26 protein-coding genes are annotated in these 15,961 nt (G+C 55.1%); all 26 read left to right on the top strand.

The window, feature by feature from the left end:
- Positions 1-2: 2 nt before the first annotated feature.
- The 26 genes from rplV to rplM all read left to right on the top strand — a co-directional run bounded on the left by rplV (position 3) and on the right by rplM (position 15,933).
- Entirely contained in the window at positions 3-398 is a 396-nt protein-coding gene (rplV, locus tag AURUGA1_RS00845; protein WP_114128466.1) for a 50S ribosomal protein L22, read from the top strand.
- Complete coding sequence (gene rpsC, locus AURUGA1_RS00850; protein ID WP_096382541.1) at positions 398-1,153, top strand: 30S ribosomal protein S3; 756 nt, start codon at positions 398-400, stop codon at positions 1,151-1,153. The genes rplV and rpsC overlap by 1 nt, the downstream gene beginning before the upstream one ends.
- A 2-nt stretch (positions 1,154-1,155) precedes the next feature.
- A complete protein-coding gene (gene rplP, locus AURUGA1_RS00855; RefSeq protein WP_096382539.1) occupies positions 1,156-1,575 on the top strand; it encodes a 50S ribosomal protein L16 in 420 nt (139 codons plus the stop codon).
- Positions 1,575-1,877: a 50S ribosomal protein L29 gene (gene rpmC, locus AURUGA1_RS00860; protein ID WP_096382536.1), complete on the top strand. Its 303-nt coding sequence runs from the start codon at positions 1,575-1,577 to the stop codon at positions 1,875-1,877. The genes rplP and rpmC overlap by 1 nt, the downstream gene beginning before the upstream one ends.
- The gene (rpsQ, locus tag AURUGA1_RS00865; protein WP_114128467.1) at positions 1,877-2,173 is read left to right on the top strand and encodes a 30S ribosomal protein S17; all 297 of its coding nucleotides are present in this window, start codon (positions 1,877-1,879) and stop codon (positions 2,171-2,173) included. The genes rpmC and rpsQ overlap by 1 nt, the downstream gene beginning before the upstream one ends.
- Positions 2,174-2,204: 31 nt before the next feature.
- Entirely contained in the window at positions 2,205-2,573 is a 369-nt protein-coding gene (gene rplN / locus AURUGA1_RS00870; RefSeq protein ID WP_096382532.1) for a 50S ribosomal protein L14, read from the top strand.
- Positions 2,574-2,575: 2 nt separating this feature from the next.
- The gene (gene rplX, locus AURUGA1_RS00875; protein ID WP_114128468.1) at positions 2,576-2,935 is read left to right on the top strand and encodes a 50S ribosomal protein L24; all 360 of its coding nucleotides are present in this window, start codon (positions 2,576-2,578) and stop codon (positions 2,933-2,935) included.
- Complete coding sequence (rplE, locus tag AURUGA1_RS00880; RefSeq protein WP_114128469.1) at positions 2,935-3,522, top strand: 50S ribosomal protein L5; 588 nt, start codon at positions 2,935-2,937, stop codon at positions 3,520-3,522. Before rplX ends, rplE begins: the two co-directional genes overlap by 1 nt.
- A 60-nt stretch (positions 3,523-3,582) precedes the next feature.
- Positions 3,583-3,981 carry a 30S ribosomal protein S8 gene (rpsH, locus tag AURUGA1_RS00885; RefSeq protein ID WP_114128470.1) on the top strand — a complete coding sequence of 133 codons (399 nt, stop codon included), beginning with the start codon at positions 3,583-3,585 and terminating at the stop codon, positions 3,979-3,981.
- A gap of 6 nt (positions 3,982-3,987) precedes the next feature.
- Positions 3,988-4,524 carry a 50S ribosomal protein L6 gene (rplF, locus tag AURUGA1_RS00890; protein WP_096382523.1) on the top strand — a complete coding sequence of 179 codons (537 nt, stop codon included), beginning with the start codon at positions 3,988-3,990 and terminating at the stop codon, positions 4,522-4,524.
- 2 nt (positions 4,525-4,526) lie between these two features.
- Positions 4,527-4,898: a 50S ribosomal protein L18 gene (rplR, locus tag AURUGA1_RS00895; protein ID WP_096382520.1), complete on the top strand. Its 372-nt coding sequence runs from the start codon at positions 4,527-4,529 to the stop codon at positions 4,896-4,898.
- Positions 4,899-4,939: 41 nt separating this feature from the next.
- Positions 4,940-5,569, top strand: a complete 630-nt coding sequence (gene rpsE, locus AURUGA1_RS00900) for a 30S ribosomal protein S5 (RefSeq protein WP_256372996.1) — start codon at positions 4,940-4,942, stop codon at positions 5,567-5,569.
- Complete coding sequence (gene rpmD, locus AURUGA1_RS00905) at positions 5,569-5,754, top strand: 50S ribosomal protein L30 (RefSeq protein WP_096382516.1); 186 nt, start codon at positions 5,569-5,571, stop codon at positions 5,752-5,754. Before rpsE ends, rpmD begins: the two co-directional genes overlap by 1 nt.
- A complete protein-coding gene (rplO, locus tag AURUGA1_RS00910) occupies positions 5,754-6,458 on the top strand; it encodes a 50S ribosomal protein L15 (RefSeq protein WP_096382513.1) in 705 nt (234 codons plus the stop codon). Before rpmD ends, rplO begins: the two co-directional genes overlap by 1 nt.
- 91 nt (positions 6,459-6,549) lie before the next feature.
- A complete protein-coding gene (secY, locus tag AURUGA1_RS00915) occupies positions 6,550-7,872 on the top strand; it encodes a preprotein translocase subunit SecY (RefSeq protein ID WP_114128472.1) in 1,323 nt (440 codons plus the stop codon).
- A complete protein-coding gene (locus tag AURUGA1_RS00920) occupies positions 7,872-8,459 on the top strand; it encodes an adenylate kinase (protein ID WP_205214652.1) in 588 nt (195 codons plus the stop codon). The genes secY and AURUGA1_RS00920 overlap by 1 nt, the downstream gene beginning before the upstream one ends.
- An 8-nt stretch (positions 8,460-8,467) precedes the next feature.
- On the top strand, positions 8,468-9,313 hold the full coding sequence (gene map, locus AURUGA1_RS00925) for a type I methionyl aminopeptidase (protein ID WP_114128473.1): 846 nt from the start codon (positions 8,468-8,470) through the stop codon (positions 9,311-9,313).
- A 24-nt stretch (positions 9,314-9,337) separates the two neighbouring features.
- Positions 9,338-10,969 (top strand): hypothetical protein, encoded by a 1,632-nt coding sequence (locus AURUGA1_RS00930; RefSeq protein WP_114128474.1) that lies wholly within the window; start codon positions 9,338-9,340, stop codon positions 10,967-10,969.
- 160 nt (positions 10,970-11,129) lie between these two features.
- A complete protein-coding gene (gene infA, locus AURUGA1_RS00935; protein ID WP_096382508.1) occupies positions 11,130-11,351 on the top strand; it encodes a translation initiation factor IF-1 in 222 nt (73 codons plus the stop codon).
- A 60-nt stretch (positions 11,352-11,411) separates the two neighbouring features.
- The gene (gene rpmJ, locus AURUGA1_RS00940; protein ID WP_047561540.1) at positions 11,412-11,525 is read left to right on the top strand and encodes a 50S ribosomal protein L36; all 114 of its coding nucleotides are present in this window, start codon (positions 11,412-11,414) and stop codon (positions 11,523-11,525) included.
- A gap of 166 nt (positions 11,526-11,691) precedes the next feature.
- Entirely contained in the window at positions 11,692-12,066 is a 375-nt protein-coding gene (gene rpsM / locus AURUGA1_RS00945; RefSeq protein WP_096382505.1) for a 30S ribosomal protein S13, read from the top strand.
- 44 nt (positions 12,067-12,110) lie between these two features.
- On the top strand, positions 12,111-12,509 hold the full coding sequence (rpsK, locus tag AURUGA1_RS00950) for a 30S ribosomal protein S11 (RefSeq protein WP_096382503.1): 399 nt from the start codon (positions 12,111-12,113) through the stop codon (positions 12,507-12,509).
- A gap of 80 nt (positions 12,510-12,589) precedes the next feature.
- Positions 12,590-13,582 (top strand): DNA-directed RNA polymerase subunit alpha, encoded by a 993-nt coding sequence (locus AURUGA1_RS00955; protein ID WP_096382500.1) that lies wholly within the window; start codon positions 12,590-12,592, stop codon positions 13,580-13,582.
- A 48-nt stretch (positions 13,583-13,630) separates the two neighbouring features.
- Positions 13,631-14,254 carry a 50S ribosomal protein L17 gene (gene rplQ / locus AURUGA1_RS00960; protein ID WP_114128475.1) on the top strand — a complete coding sequence of 208 codons (624 nt, stop codon included), beginning with the start codon at positions 13,631-13,633 and terminating at the stop codon, positions 14,252-14,254.
- A gap of 91 nt (positions 14,255-14,345) precedes the next feature.
- A complete protein-coding gene (truA, locus tag AURUGA1_RS00965) occupies positions 14,346-15,338 on the top strand; it encodes a tRNA pseudouridine(38-40) synthase TruA (protein ID WP_371412361.1) in 993 nt (330 codons plus the stop codon).
- A 148-nt stretch (positions 15,339-15,486) separates the two neighbouring features.
- Positions 15,487-15,933, top strand: coding sequence for a 50S ribosomal protein L13 (gene rplM / locus AURUGA1_RS00970; RefSeq protein WP_114128476.1), 447 nt, complete (start codon positions 15,487-15,489; stop codon positions 15,931-15,933).
- Positions 15,934-15,961: the final 28 nt, after the last annotated feature.

A 15,961-nucleotide genomic window follows, 5' to 3' on the forward strand; every position in this document is an offset into this window, starting at 1 on the left:
AAATGGTGGAGTCAGTCGCACGCGTGCGTCACATCCGCGTTACCCCGATGAAGGCCCGACGCGTTGTAAACCTCATCCGTGGAAAGCAGGCTCACGAAGCTCTCGCGATTCTGAAGTTCGCACCTCAGACCGCATCTGAGCCCGTATACAAGCTTGTTGCTTCGGCAATCGCTAACGCTCGTGTCAAGGCAGATGCGTCTAACGCATTCCTCGACGAGCAGGACCTCTTCGTTTCAGCAGCTTTTGTTGACGAGGGTGCAACCCTGAAGCGTTTCCGTCCCCGTGCACAGGGTCGCGCATTCAAAATCTTGAAGCGCACCAGCCACATCACTGTCGTACTTGCTACCCCCGACGAGCTCGAGGTTGCTGGCAAGGCTGCGAAGAAGGAGGCCAAGTAATGGGCCAAAAAGTAAACCCCTACGGCTTCCGTCTGGGAATCACCACTGACCACGTGTCACGTTGGTTCTCTGACAGCACGAAGAAGGGTCAGCGTTACGCCGACTTCGTGACTGAGGATGTCAAGATCCGTCACATGCTCAGCGAGACCCTCGACCGTGCAGGTGTTGCACGTATCGAGATCGAGCGCACCCGTGACCGCGTTCGCGTCGACATTCACACTGCCCGTCCCGGCATTGTGATTGGTCGCCGTGGCGCCGAGGCAGAGCGCATCCGCGCTGACCTCGAAAAGCTCACAGGCAAGCAGATCCAGCTCAACATCCTCGAGGTGAAGAACCCTGAGGCTGAAGCTCAGCTGGTAGCTCAGGGTATTGCTGAGCAGCTTGCAGGTCGTGTGGCTTTCCGTCGCGCAATGCGTAAGGGCCTTCAGGGCGCTCAGCGTGCAGGAGCTAAGGGTATTCGTATCCAGGTTTCTGGTCGTCTGGGTGGCGCTGAAATGAGCCGCTCCGAGTTCTACCGCGAAGGTCGTGTGCCACTGCACACCCTCCGCGCGAACATCGACTACGGCTTCTACGAGGCCAAGACCACCTTCGGCCGCATTGGTGTGAAGGTATGGATTTACAAGGGCGACATCACCAACAAGGAGCTTGCTCGCGAGCAGGCAAACCAGAAGAGTGTCCGTCCCGAGCGTAGCGACCGTCCACGCCGTGCCCCTAAGGCAGAGGCTGCAGCGGTTCCAGCAGGAGTTGAGGCATAACCATGTTGATTCCACGTCGTGTAAAGCACCGTAAGCAGCACCACCCCGGCCGTTCCGGCCAGGCAACTGGTGGCACCAAGGTTTCCTTCGGTGAATTCGGTATCCAGGCACTGACCCCCGCCTACGTGACTAACCGTCAGATCGAGTCCGCTCGTATCGCGATGACCCGTCACATCAAGCGTGGTGGAAAGGTATGGATCAACATCTACCCTGACCGTCCTCTGACCAAGAAGCCAGCTGAAACTCGTATGGGTTCCGGTAAGGGTTCACCAGAGTGGTGGGTAGCTAACGTCAAGCCAGGCCGCGTCCTCTTTGAGCTCAGCGGTGTGAACGAGACCATTGCTCGTGAAGCAATGACTCGTGCAATCCACAAGCTGCCCCTCAAGGCACGCATCATCAAGCGCGAGGAGGGAGACGCATAATGGCTGTTGGATCCAAGGAGCTTCGTCCCAACGAACTCGACACTTTTGACAACGAGCGCCTCGTAGAAGAGCTCCGTAAGGCAAAGGAAGAGCTGTTCAACTTGCGCTTCCAGTCTGCTACCGGTCAGCTCGAAAGCCACGGACGCCTCCGTGCTGTCAAGCGCGATATCGCACGCATCTACACGGTTCTCCGTGAGCGCGAGCTCGGTATTCGTGCAACGCCTGCTGTAGCTGCTGCTCCAGCTAAGGCCGAGAAGAAGACCAAGGCCGCTAAGGCCGAGACCGCGGAGGAGACCGAATAATGGCTACCGCAAAGGCTAAGAAGGCCGAAGAGACTGAAGTACTCGTTCGCGGGTACCGTAAGGTTCGTCGTGGCTACGTCACCAGCGACAAGATGGACAAGACCATCGTTGTTGAGGTTGAAGACCGCGTGAAGCACCCTCTCTACGGCAAGGTTATTCGCCGCAGCTCGAAGGTGAAGGCTCACGATGAGCTCAACACTGCCGGCATCGGTGACCTGGTTGTTATCAGCGAGACCCGTCCGCTCAGCGCTTCTAAGCGCTGGCGCCTGGTCGAAATCGTCGAGAAGGCTAAGTAGGCCCTGGCCTACTTCGTAAAAGGAGTTAGAAGTGCTTCAGCAAGAATCACGCGTCAAGGTTGCCGACAACACCGGCGCCAAGGAGCTGCTCACGATTCGTGTTCTCGGTGGTTCCGGTCGTCGTTACGCCGGTCTCGGTGACGTTATCGTGGCAACCGTTAAGGACGCTATCCCCGGCGGAAACGTGAAGAAGGGTGACGTCGTTAAGGCTGTCGTCGTTCGTACCGTCAAGTCGACCCGTCGTCCCGACGGTTCCTACATCAAGTTCGATGAGAACGCAGCTGTCATCCTCAAGTCGGATGGCGAGCCTCGCGGTACTCGTATCTTCGGTCCTGTCGGTCGCGAACTGCGCGACAAGAAGTTCATGAAGATTGTTTCATTGGCTCCGGAGGTTATCTAGTCATGGCAAACATCAAGAAGGGTGACCTCGTACAGGTCATCACTGGTCGTAGCCAGGCTCGCGGCGGAGACCGTGGCAAGCAGGGCAAGGTAATTGAGGTTCTCACCGATCGCAACCGCGTCATCGTTGAGGGTGTCAACTACGTAACCAAGCACACCCGCGTTGGCCAGTCCGACCGCGGCACTAAGACCGGTGGTATCGAGACCGTTGAGGCTTCGATCCACATTTCAAACGTGGCAGTTGTTGACCCCTCGACCAAGAAGCCAACTCGCGTTGGTTTCCGCACTGAGACCGTCACCAAGAACGGCGCAAAGAAGACAGTGCGCGTCCGTTACGCCAAGAAGTCAGGTAAGGACCTGTAATGACAAACACCGCAGTAGCTGGCAAAATCCAGCCACGTCTCAAGGAAAAGTACAAGGCAGAACTTCAGCAAGCTTTGGCCGCTGAACTCGGCTTGAAGAACGTTCACGAGATCCCAACTCTCACCAAAATCGTGGTGAACATGGGTGTTGGTGAAGCAGCCAAGGATGGAAAGCTCATCGACTTCGCTGTCGCTGACCTGACCGCTATCACTGGCCAGAAGCCTTCGGTTACTAAGGCTCGCAAGTCAATTGCACAGTTCAAGCTGCGTGAAGGACAGCCCATTGGTGCACACGTTACCCTCCGTGGTGACCGCATGTGGGAATTCCTGGACCGCACACTGTCGTTGGCTCTTCCTCGTATCCGTGACTTCCGTGGTCTGTCCGACCGCCAGTTCGACGGACACGGAAACTACACCTTTGGTCTCACCGAGCAGACAATGTTCCACGAGATCAACCAGGACAAGATCGACCGTCCTCGCGGTATGGACATCACTGTTGTGACGACTGCCAAGAACGACACCGAGGGACGCGCATTGCTTCGTGCACTGGGCTTCCCATTCAAGTCGGTAGACACCTCTACCAACTAAGCACCACAGGTCGCCACCCGCGTAACGGATGGCGAAACCTGGTGAAAAAAGGATAAACACATGACAATGACAGATCCGGTCGCAGATATGCTGACCAGACTGCGCAACGCTAACTCGGCACACCACGATTCTGTGTCCATGCCGAACAGCAAGCTCAAGACCGGCATTGCCGAAATCCTCAAGTCTGAGGGTTACATCGCTGGTTGGGAAGTTGCAGACGCACGCGTAGGCAAGACTCTGACACTGAACCTCAAGTACAGTGCAGACCGCCACGCTTCCATCGTCGGCATCAAGCGTGTCTCGAAGCCTGGTCTTCGTGTCTACGCAAAGTCGAACGAAATCCCCAAGGTCCTCGGTGGCCTCGGTATTGCCATTCTGTCCACCTCTAGCGGTCTTCTGACTGACCGTGAAGCTGAGAAGAAGGGCGTAGGTGGGGAAGTCCTCGCCTACGTGTGGTAACCGAGAATGTCACGTATTGGTCGTCTTCCTATTGATATCCCTGGTGGTGTAACCGTGACCATTGATGGTCAGGACGTTACTACCAAGGGTCCTAAGGGCGAACTCAAGCTCACCATTTCTGCTCCAATCACTGCTGTGATTGAGGAGAACCAGGTAGTTGTGAGCCGTCCCGATGACGAGCGCAACTCGCGTTCGCTGCACGGTTTGACCCGTACCCTCATCGCTAACCAGATTGTTGGCGTCACCCAGGGCTACGAAAAGGGTCTCGAAGTAGTCGGTACTGGTTACCGTGTTGCTTCCAAGGGCGCTGGTGTTGAGTTTGCTCTCGGCTACTCGCACCCCATCACCGTGGAGCCTCCTGCAGGCATCACCTTCACTGTTGAGGGCAACAACAAGCTCATCGTGAGCGGCATCGACAAGCAAGCCGTCGGTGAAGTTGCTGCCAACATTCGTAAGCTGCGCAAGCCAGAGCCTTACAAGGGCAAGGGTGTGCGTTACGCCGGCGAAGTTGTTCGCCGCAAGGCTGGAAAGGCTGGTAAGTAGCCATGGCACTCGGAACCCGAGGAAAGTCCAAGTCGGCCGCTCGCGACCGCCGTCACGCACGTCTTCGCAAGAAGATCGAAGGAACTGCTGCACGTCCACGTCTGGTCGTCACCCGTTCTGCACGCCACGTATTTGTTCAGCTCGTCGACGACTCACAGGGTGTCACCGTTGCTTCGGCATCGACTCTCGAGTCCGACATGCGCACATTCGCTGGTGACAAGACCGCTAAGGCACGCAAGGTTGGCGAACTCGTCGCTGAGCGTGCAAAGAAGGTTGGAATTGAAGCTGTTGTCTTTGACCGCGGTGGAAACAAGTACGCCGGTCGCGTTGCCGCGATCGCCGATGGAGCTCGAGAGGGTGGATTGAGCCTGTGAGCGAGAACACTGTTAACGAAACTGAAGCTGCAGAAGCAGCTGTGGAAACTGCACTCGTAGACACCACCAACGAGCCTCGTGAGGCTCGCCGTGGTGGCCGTGAGCGCAACCCCAACAAGGATCGCAACCGCGATCGCGACGCCGAGAAGAGCCAGTTCCTCGAGCGCGTCGTCACCATCAACCGTGTATCCAAGGTAGTCAAGGGTGGTCGTCGCTTTAGCTTCACCGCTCTCGTCGTCGTCGGTGACGGTAACGGTATGGTTGGCGTTGGCTACGGTAAGGCGAAGGAAGTTCCCCTCGCTATCTCCAAGGGTGTTGAAGAAGCAAAGAAGGCTTTCTTCCGCGTACCACGCACCGGTAACACCATTCCTCACCCTGTTCAGGGCGAGGCAGCAGCCGGTGTTGTACTCCTTCGTCCCGCTGCTGCAGGTACCGGTGTTATCGCCGGTGGTCCAGTGCGTGCCGTACTTGAGTGCGCAGGCATCCACGACGTTCTGAGCAAGTCTCTTGGTTCGTCCAACACCATCAACATTGTTCACGCCACCGTGGAAGCACTGAAGCAGCTCGAAGAGCCTCGCGCCGTTGCTGCCCGTCGTGGTCTGGACTTTGACCAGGTTGCTCCTGCACGCCTCGTGCGCGCAGAAGCTGAGGCTGCAAAGGCAGGTGCCTAATGGCTGCTCGTCTCAAGGTGACACAGATCAAGTCCGTAATTAGCGAAAAGCAGAACCAGCGCGACACTCTTCGTAGCCTGGGTCTCAAGCGCATTGGCGACATCGTCGTCAAAGAGGACAGCCCGGTAACTCGCGGATACGTTCGCACCGTGGCTCACCTCGTCAAGGTCGAGGAGATTGACTAATGGCTGAAGAGAAGAAGGAAGCCGCTAAGAAGGCTCCAGCTGCGAAGGCTGCTGCTCCTAAGGCTGCCGCTGCGAAGGCACCTGCTGCCAAAGCTGCTGCACCTAAGGCTGCTGCGAAGCCTGCCGCAGAAAAGGCACCTGCTGCAAAGGCTGCTCCTAAGGCTGCCGCTAAGCCAGCTGCTGAGAAGACCGAAGCTCAGGCTGAGGCTCCCAAGGCTGCTGCTGCAAAGAAGCCTGCTGCAAAGAAGGCTGCTGCAGAACCTCGTGAGCACGTCCTTAAGGTGCACCACCTTCGTCCCGCTGAGGGCGCGAAGAAGGCTCGCACTCGCGTAGGCCGTGGTGAAGGTTCTAAGGGTAAGACTGCAGGTCGTGGTACCAAGGGAACGAAGGCTCGTTACCAGGTCAAGATCGGCTTTGAGGGTGGACAGATGCCTCTGCACATGCGTACCCCCAAGCTCCGCGGCTTCAAGAACCCCTTCCGTGTTGAGTACCAGGTTGTCAACCTGGACGCTCTTGCTGAGCTGTACCCCAACGGTGGAGATGTCACAGTAGCTGACCTCGTAGCCAAGGGCGCAGTTCGCAAGAACGAGAAGGTCAAGGTTCTTGGTAACGGCGACATCGCTGTTAAGCTGAACATTGCAGTAGACAAGGTCTCGAGCTCAGCAGAGCAAAAGATCGTGGCTGCAGGCGGTTCGATCAAGTAACCACCTGCTGGTTGCGCAAACGTAGCGTTACTGGCTCCCCCTGAGGGGAGCCAGTACGCGTTACAACCCCCAAGATTTACAGGAGTCATTTGTGATTAGTGCAATTGTGCGAATTTTCCGCACTCCAGACTTGCGCCGCAAGATTGGCTTCACGCTGGGAATTATCACCCTGTTCCGTCTGGGATCGTTCATCCCCGGACCCTACGTTGATTTTGGCAACGTTCAAAAGTGTCTCAACGCTAACCAAAACACTTCGGGCCTCTATGAGCTCGTCAACCTCTTTTCTGGTGGAGCTCTCCTCCAGCTGAGCATCTTTGCTCTGGGCATCATGCCCTACATCACGGCGTCGATCATCGTCCAGCTCTTGCGCGTGGTCATCCCTCACTTTGAAACGTTGTACAAGGAAGGTCAGGCTGGCCAGTCCAAGCTGACCCAGTACACCCGTTACCTCACCATTGCACTTGGTGTTCTGCAGTCGACCACACTGATCACTGTTGCTCGCTCGGGTGCACTCTTTGGAACCAACTCCACTCCTGAGTGTTCTCAGCTGCTCACCAATGACGCGTGGTACGCAATCCTGCTCATGGTGATCACCCTCACCGCAGGTACCGGTCTGATCATGTGGATGGCGGAACTGGTCACCGAGCGCGGTATCGGTAACGGTATGTCTTTGTTGATCTTCACCTCGATTGCAGCTGGCTTCCCTCGCTCTCTCGGAAACGTTTACAGCGCACGCGGTCTGAACACTCTGCTGATTGTGATCGCGCTGATTTTGGTTGTCATCGTTGCTGTTGTCTTCGTGGAGCAGTCACAGCGTCGTATTCCTGTTCAGTACGCCAAGCGTGTTGTTGGACGTCGCACCTACGGTGGTAACAACACTTACATCCCCATCAAGGTCAACATGGCTGGTGTGGTCCCCGTGATCTTCGCTTCCTCACTGTTGTACCTCCCCGCGCTGATTGCACAGTTCAACCAGCCAGCAGCTGGTCAACAGCCTGCGGCATGGGTGACCTGGATTTCTACCTACCTCACGCAGGGTGACCACCCGGTCTACATGCTGATGTTCTTCCTGCTGATTGTGGGCTTCACCTACTTCTATGTCGCCATTACCTTCAACCCTGTTGAGGTTGCCGACAACATGAAGCAATACGGTGGCTTCATCCCCGGCATTCGTGCCGGTCGCCCCACTGCCGAATATCTCGACTACGTGCTGACCCGCATTACCTTGCCTGGTTCGCTATACCTCGGTCTCGTCGCGATTTTGCCCCTGATTGTGCTCGCTCTGGCAGGCGCCAGCACCTCCTTCACATTCGGTGGAACATCTATACTTATCGTTGTAGGTGTTGGGCTGGAGACTGTGAAACAGATCGATTCGCAGTTACAACAGCGCCACTATGAAGGGCTATTGCGATAATGACTGGTACTCGCCTGCTGCTGATTGGACCACCCGGAGCAGGTAAGGGTACACAGGCAGCAATCCTCGCCGAAACATACGGTATTCCCGCTATTTCTACCGGAGATATCTTCCGCGCCAACGTTAAGAACGAGACTCCGTTGGGTCTCGAGGTGAAGGCAATCATGGCTCGCGGAGAGTATGTCCCCGACTCGTTGACCAATGCCATCGTCGAAGATCGCCTGCACGAAGCAGACGCTGCGAATGGTTTCCTCCTCGATGGATACCCTCGCACCATTGATCAGGTGAACGAGCTCGACCGGATGCTTTCCGCTGACGGGAAGGCTCTCGATGCTGTTGTTCTGATCACCGCAGACACCGATGTTGTGGTGGGGCGCTTGCTCAAGCGTGCTGAAATTGAAGGCCGTGCTGACGATACGGAAGAGGTCATCCGTCACCGCATGTCTGTCTATGAAGAGCAGACTGCTCCGCTTATCGACACCTACTCCGCTCGTGGCATTGTTGTCACCGTTGACGGTCTAGGCGCTGTGGAAGAAGTGACCTCTCGCATCGTTGACGCACTTTCTGCTGCCGGCGTTCAGGCCTAAAACAACAGATGGGTTTTCGCACCAATATTTATAAGTCCCCAGCACAGCTGAGGCTTATGGTGGAACCTGGACTCATTACCGCTGCTGCGCTCGACGCTGCACGTCCCCTGATTCGTGCTGGAGTCTCCACACTCGAGATTGACGCTGCGGCGGAAAAGGTCATCCGTGACCGCGGAGCAGAACCCAATTTCAAGTTGGTTCCTGGTTATCGCCACACCGTGTGTGCCTCGGTGAACGACGAAGTCGTTCACGGCATTCCTGGCGGTCGCATCCTTGAACCTGGCGACATCGTCTCGATCGATGCTGGTGCGCAATACAAAGAATGGAATGGGGACTCCGCCATTACAGTTGTTGTTCCCGACCCTAGCCGTCCTGAGGTTGTAGCTGAGCGTGAGCAGCTTTCCAGAATTACGGAAGGATCCCTCTGGGCAGGTATTGCTCGCTTGGCCAAAGCTAAGCACCTTAATGAGGTGGGAGATGCCATCCAGGGCTATATCGAACTTGAGGGTATGAAAGTTGGCCACCGCTACGGCATCCTCACTGATTACATAGGTCACGGTATTGGACGTGACATGCACGAAGCGCCCCCAGTGTTCAACTACCGTGTGAAGCAAAAGGGCCCTGAAGTAAAGCCTGGGCTGGTTGTAGCCATCGAGCCCATGGTTGTCACCGGCAAGATCGACACCTACGTTGCCGAGGATGACTGGACCGTCATCACCGAAGACGGTGGCATGGCTTCACACTGGGAACACTCGGTTGCTGTGCACAAAGATGGCATCTGGGTTCTCACTGCGCATGATGGTGGGGCTGCAGGCTTGGCACCCTTTGGTGTTGTGCCAACTCCGATTGCTTGAGTTGAGCACCGATATCCTTTATCCATGCGGCATCGCAATCAAGCTTCACTCAATACTTCGGCACTAATGCGCCTTTCACAGTTGATTATTTCTGTGGTCGCAGGTTTATGTTTGACTCTTCTATCTTCGTTGAGTGCACATGGTTCTGCTTCACCAACTGCTGGGCCAGTTTCAGGCGGGACGCCTGTGACGATTGACGGTATCAACTTTGTCAAGGTTTCCGTGGGCATTCGACATGCTCTGGGTCTCACTTCCCAGGGGACTGTATATTCCTGGGGATACAACGGTTATGGCGAATTAGGTGATGGCACCACTTCAAACAGTTCAGTGCCTGTACAAGTCAAGGGAATTGGCGGATCTGGATATTTAACAGACGTGACAGATATCTCTGCTGGCGGATGGTTTTCACTTGCTGTGAGTAATGGGCATGTAGTCAGCTGGGGGCTCAACAGCCGTGGCAATTTAGGCATCGGTACCTTGACAAATAGCTCAGTCCCCCTTGTTGTCAACGGCGTGGGGGGTTCCGGTGAACTCACAGGCATCAATGGTGTCGCTGCGGGTTTCAGTGAGGCGTATGCAACAAATGGAACGAATGTGTTTGCCTGGGGAAGTAATGATCATGGCCAATTGGGAAATAACCAAGTCGGTACAGATGCAAGATCGCCGGTGATTGTTTTGGGAATTAATGGCACTTCGCCACTAACAAATGTCACTGCAGTTGCTGCCGGAGCATTTTTTGGAATGGCAGTTAGCAATGGAACATTGGTTTCATGGGGTGCTAATTTTTATGGAAATCTTGGTGATGGTACAACCACAAATCGACCATATCCAGTCGTTGTTCAAGGGGTTGGTGGGTCAGGAACTCTTTCCGGCATAACAATGCTTGCAGCTGGAGAAAGCTTTGCGCTTGCTTCCTCGGGGGATGCTACTTATGCATGGGGCGATAATTTTTCGGGTGCCCTAGGTGATGGCACTTTAACAAATAGCTCCTCGCCTGTGCGAGTAATTGGCTTGGGTGGGACTGGCTATCTGACAGGCGTAACTTCCCTAGGTGCTGGTCTTTATCAAGCACTTGCTCTAACAACTTCAGGAGCAGTTGCTTGGGGAAGTAATGTTGGGGGATCCCTTGGCATTGGTTCAACAACTGCCAGCAATTATCCTGTCAGAATTCTCGGACTTGGTGGCCAAGGAAACTTGACCACTGCTACGAGCATTGATGGTGGAGAGTACTATTCCATGGCGGCAACACCGTCTGGAATGTTGGGTTGGGGATTGAGTTATTCAACTCTTATTGGTGACGGTGGTGCTGTTACGAATACGCAGGTTCCTGTAATTGGCCCCAATTTTCAACCTCTTCATGTGAGTTTTGGAATAGATAATGGAACTTCGCTTGTTGCCTCTGGGAATTATTGGAATGTGACGAGTCCTCAAGGAGCAGTCGGATCTGTTGTTCTGACAGCAACTGCGAATATATTCGGCGGAACAACACCTGGTGTACCCGCAACTACATCCTGGAATGCTGGGACCTTTACTTATGAACCAGCGTTAGCCAAGACTGGAGCAGCAAACTTCCTTCCAGTGCTTCTTGCATCAGTTGGAACTGTTGTACTCGGTGTCGCATTGCTGATTTTTCTCCGTCGCCAGGGGCGCCAGTAGAACGTGGTTGAGCAGCACTTACCTCAGCCCGAGTTGGCTTTCTCGGCGAATATCACATAAGCTTGTACTTTGGTGTCTGTTGCCATGCCTTTGGCGTGTCGTCAGAAACCATATTGCAACCGCAAGACCAGAAATCCCCAATTAAGCGATAAGTGAGTATATGGCGAAAAAAGACGGCGTCATTGAGATCGAAGGAACGATCACAGAAGCGTTGCCAAATGCCATGTTCCGCGTTGAGCTAACCAACGGACACAAGGTACTTGCCCACATTTCGGGCAAGATGCGCCAGCACTACATCCGAATCCTCCCTGAGGACAAGGTCATCGTAGAGCTGAGCCCATACGACCTTACTCGTGGCCGTATCGTTTACCGCTACAAATAAGGATTTCTGAGAAGTAACGGCCTGCGTGCAGGTACGAAGACAGCGAAATAGGTAAGAAAAATGAAGGTTAACCCCAGCGTTAAGCCCATCTGCGACAAGTGCAAGGTTATTCGCCGCCACGGAAACGTCATGGTGATCTGCGAGAACCCACGTCACAAGCAGCGCCAGGGTTAGTAACACCCCCACAGATTTTCACTCGCAGGAGTGAGAGACGCGGTTTCACCGCAACAACTGAAAAAAGCACTCCCAAGAATCTCAAGAAATTGAGAGGACACCTACGGTTGGAGGCCGTGGCACCGGGAATGCTCCACACCTCCACTACACACAAGGAGATGCCACCATGGCACGTCTTGCCGGAGTAGACATTCCACGCGAAAAGCGCGTGGAAGTTGCACTGACATACATCTACGGTGTTGGCCGTACGCGAGCTCTTAAGACTCTCGCCGACACCAAAATCAGCGGAGACATCCGCGTCAAGGACCTCACCGACGACCAGCTGGTCGCTCTGCGTGACTACATCGAAGGCAACTTCCGCGTAGAGGGTGACCTCCGCCGTGAAGTTCAGGCTGACATCCGCCGCAAGGTCGAGATCGGTAGCTACGAAGGTCTTCGCCACCGTAAGGGTCTGCCGGTTCGCGGTCAGCGCACCAAGACCAACGCTCGTACCCGTAAGGGACCAAAGCGTACCGTCGCCGGCAAGAAGAAGGCTAAGTAATCCGCGTAGGCGGGTACTAGCCCCATAAGGTTTTAGGAGAAATCATGGCAGCACCTAAGTCGGCAGTTCGCAAGCCGCGCAAAAAGGACAAGAAGAACGTAGCTGTGGGCCAGGCTCACATTAAGAGCACGTTCAACAACACCATCGTGTCAATCACTGACACCACTGGTGCCGTAATCAGCTGGGCATCGTCCGGTGGAGTTGGCTTCAAGGGTTCACGTAAGTCGACCCCATTCGCCGCTCAGCTCGCAGCAGAGTCTGCAGCACGCCAGGCACAAGAGCACGGCATGAAGAAGGTAGACGTCTTCGTCAAGGGCCCCGGCTCTGGACGTGAAACCGCAATTCGTTCGCTTCAGGCCGCAGGCCTTGAGGTTGGATCGATCTCGGATGTGACCCCACAGGCTCACAACGGATGCCGTCCACCTAAGCGTCGTCGCGTTTAGTTTTCCCCTCTTTCATAACTCAATAATTCATCGCTCACGCAAGTGTCATATATCGGACACTTAGCCGAAAGGAATACATAGTGCTCATTGCACAGCGCCCCACGCTTTCCGAAGAGAACATCTCCGAATACCGTTCACGTTTCATCATTGAACCGCTTGAACCAGGTTTCGGTTACACCCTCGGTAACTCTTTGCGTCGTACCCTGCTCTCCAGCATTCCTGGTGCAGCAGTAACCAGCATCCGTCTTGATGGCGTACTCCACGAGTTCTCCACCATCCCCGGTGTGAAGGAAGACGCAACTGAAATCATCCTGAACATCAAGTCTCTGGTTGTTTCCAGCGAGCACGACGAGCCCATCACCGCTTACTTGCGTAAGCAGGGTTCCGGTGTTGTTACCGCTGCAGACATCTCCGCACCTGCTGGTGTTGAGATCCACAACCCTGAGCTTGTTATCGCAACCCTCAACGACAAGGCCAAGTTCGAACTCGAGCTGACCATCGAGCGTGGACGTGGTTATGTCTCCAGCGCTCAGAACCGTTCAGAGTTCTCTGAGGCAGGTCAGATTCCTGTTGACTCGATCTACTCTCCAGTACTCAAGGTGACCTACCGCGTCGAGGCAACTCGTGCCGGTGAGCGCACTGACTTCGACCGTCTGGTTGTTGACGTGGAGACCAAGCCAGCTATCACTCCACGTGACGCTATGGCTTCTGCTGGTCGTACCCTGACCGAGCTGTTCGGTCTGGCCCGCGAGCTCAACACTGCTGCTGAAGGTATCGAGATCGGTCCCGCACCAGTAGACGCAGTTCTCAGCTCTGAGCTGTCGATTCCTGTTGAGGACCTCGACCTCTCTGTTCGTTCCTACAACTGCCTCAAGCGCGAAGGCATCAACACCGTTTCTGAGCTCGTAGCTTTGTCTGAAACTCAGTTGATGAACATCCGCAACTTCGGTCAGAAGTCGGTCGACGAGGTTCGCGACAAGCTCATCGAGATGGGTCTGTCTCTCAAGGATTCCGTCCCCGGATTCGACGGAGCACACTTCTACGGTGGCTTCGACGACGACGAGAACATCTAAGCGACTGTCTGTATAGACACGTCAGAAGTATTTACGGAGATATAGAAAATGCCTACCCCAACTAAGGGTCCACGCCTCGGAGGCGGTCCTGCACACGAGCGCTTGATGCTCGCGAACATGTCCGTTTCCCTGTTCACCCACAAGTCGATCAAGACCACCGAGACCAAGGCAAAGCGCCTGCGTCCCGTGGCTGAGCGTCTCATCACGTTTGCAAAGCGTGGAGACCTTCACGCACGTCGCCGTGCACTGTCGATCTTGCGTAACAAGGAAGCTGTTCACATCCTTTTCGCTGAAATCGCTCCACTGGTTGCTGAGCGTGAGGGCGGCTACACCCGCATCACCAAGCTCGGTTACCGCAAGGGTGACAACGCTCCTCTGGCACAGATCGAGCTCGTGCTCGAGCCAGTCAACAAGAAGCCTGCCAAGGCTAAGCCAGCTAAGGCTGAGGCTCCCAAGGCAGCAGCAGCTCCTGCAGCTGAGGTTGTTGAAGAGGTCGTCGTTGACGAGGTGACCGAAGAGGTCGCAGTTGACACTGCCGGTGAAGCAGAAGTTGAAACCGTTGTAGAAGAAACCGTTGCAGAGGTTGTTGAAGAAGCACCTGCTGCAGAGGAAGCTCCAGCAGCTGAGGAAGCGCCTGCTGCTGAAGAGACTCCTGAAGAGGAAGCTAAGTAGTCTTCACACAGAACATGTTCGAAGCCCCGGTGTTGATCGCCGGGGCTTCGAACGTTAACTCTGCTGTGTTCGAGACTTTAGACTCGAAGACGTGAATGAGGAATTACCAGAGAACGACGTCCTAGAGGACGACTTTTCTGACCTCATTGAGGTCGAAGGTGTTGTTCGACTTCGTTTGGACTTTGGCTACGACGGCACCGACTTTGCTGGCTGGGCTAAACAACCGGACAAGCGCACCGTTGAAGGAACCATGGAGCACGCCTTTGCGCAGGTGCTGCGCATGGATGTTTCCCCTCGCATCGTGGTTGCTGGTCGCACGGATGCTGGTGTTCATGCTGCGGCCCAGGTGGCGCATATCGATGTTCCTCTGGAGCAGCTCATCCGGGTCTCTTTCTCCCGAGAAGAACGCAGAGAACTTCAGGAGCAGGGCGGAATTCCTATCGTGGATGGTCTGCCTCTCGTTCCCCATTCGATGCTGCATGCGCTGATGCGCCGTGTTGATGGATCAATGGGACGCAATGCGGATGTCGTAATCAATAAGGTCACCGTTGCACCTGCAGGTTTTGATGCCCGCTTTTCACCACTAGCCAGACGCTATGAATATCGTCTGGCTGATGGCCTCGAACACGTGAACCCTATCGACAGGCGCAGAACTGCCTTTCACTTCTATCCGCTGGATGTGGATGCCATGAATGAGGCCGCCGAGATGATGCTGGGATTGCGGAACTTCAGTGCCTTTTGTCGACCACGTCCAGGCGCCACCACGATACGCGAATTGCAGGAGTTCCACTGGCAACGCGATGAACACGGGGTGATCGTCGCACAGCTGCAAGCTGATGCGTTCTGCCACTCCATGGTGAGGTCTTTGGTTGGCGCATGTGTGGCAGCAGGGTCTGGAACACATTCCCTGGATGCCATTGAGGATTTGCGGGATAAAGGTGATCGCACCAGCGTGTTTAAGGTCATGCCCGCCCACGGTTTGACCTTGACCCAGATTATTTATCCACCGGATGATGAGGTGGGCCAGCGGGCTGACCTGACCCGCAGCCGTCGCGAATTGACCGACGACGCTCCCATAGCGTAAATTAGACCCTTGGTGCTTGTTCTCTATGGACAGGCCGCCGAAGTTGAGCCCTCGACTGACGGGTTCTGCAAGCGAGATACTGCTTTCAGAACGCGACGACTGAGCGGGATACACGGACCACTCATTTCGACAAGAAAGCAGTATTACTGTGACTCGTACCTTTACGCCTAAGGCTGGAGAAGTTACACGCGGCTGGGTCATCATTGACGCAACCGACGTTGTTCTTGGACGCCTCGCTTCTCACGCAGCAACCATTCTGCGTGGCAAGAACAAGCCCACCTACACCCCTCACATGGACATGGGTGACTTCGTCATCATCATCAACGCAGACAAGGTTGTCCTCACCGGCAACAAGGCTACACAGAAGAAGGCTTACCGCCACTCTGGTTACCCAGGTGGTTTGACCGCTACTACCTACACCGATCTGCTCGAGAAGAACCCTGAGCGCGCAGTCGAGAAGGCTATCCGTGGCATGCTCCCCAAGACTTCTTTGGGACGTGACCAGTTCCGCAAGCTCAAGGTCTACCGTGGCGCAGAGCACCCTCACGCTGCACAGCAGCCCAAGGTATACACCCTCACTCAGGTAGCTCAGTAGAGCCTCGAAGACGTAGATAAAGGATTAG

Source organism: Aurantimicrobium sp. MWH-Uga1, from assembly GCF_003325955.1.
In the GTDB taxonomy this organism is placed as follows: Bacteria; Actinomycetota; Actinomycetes; order Actinomycetales; family Microbacteriaceae; genus Aurantimicrobium.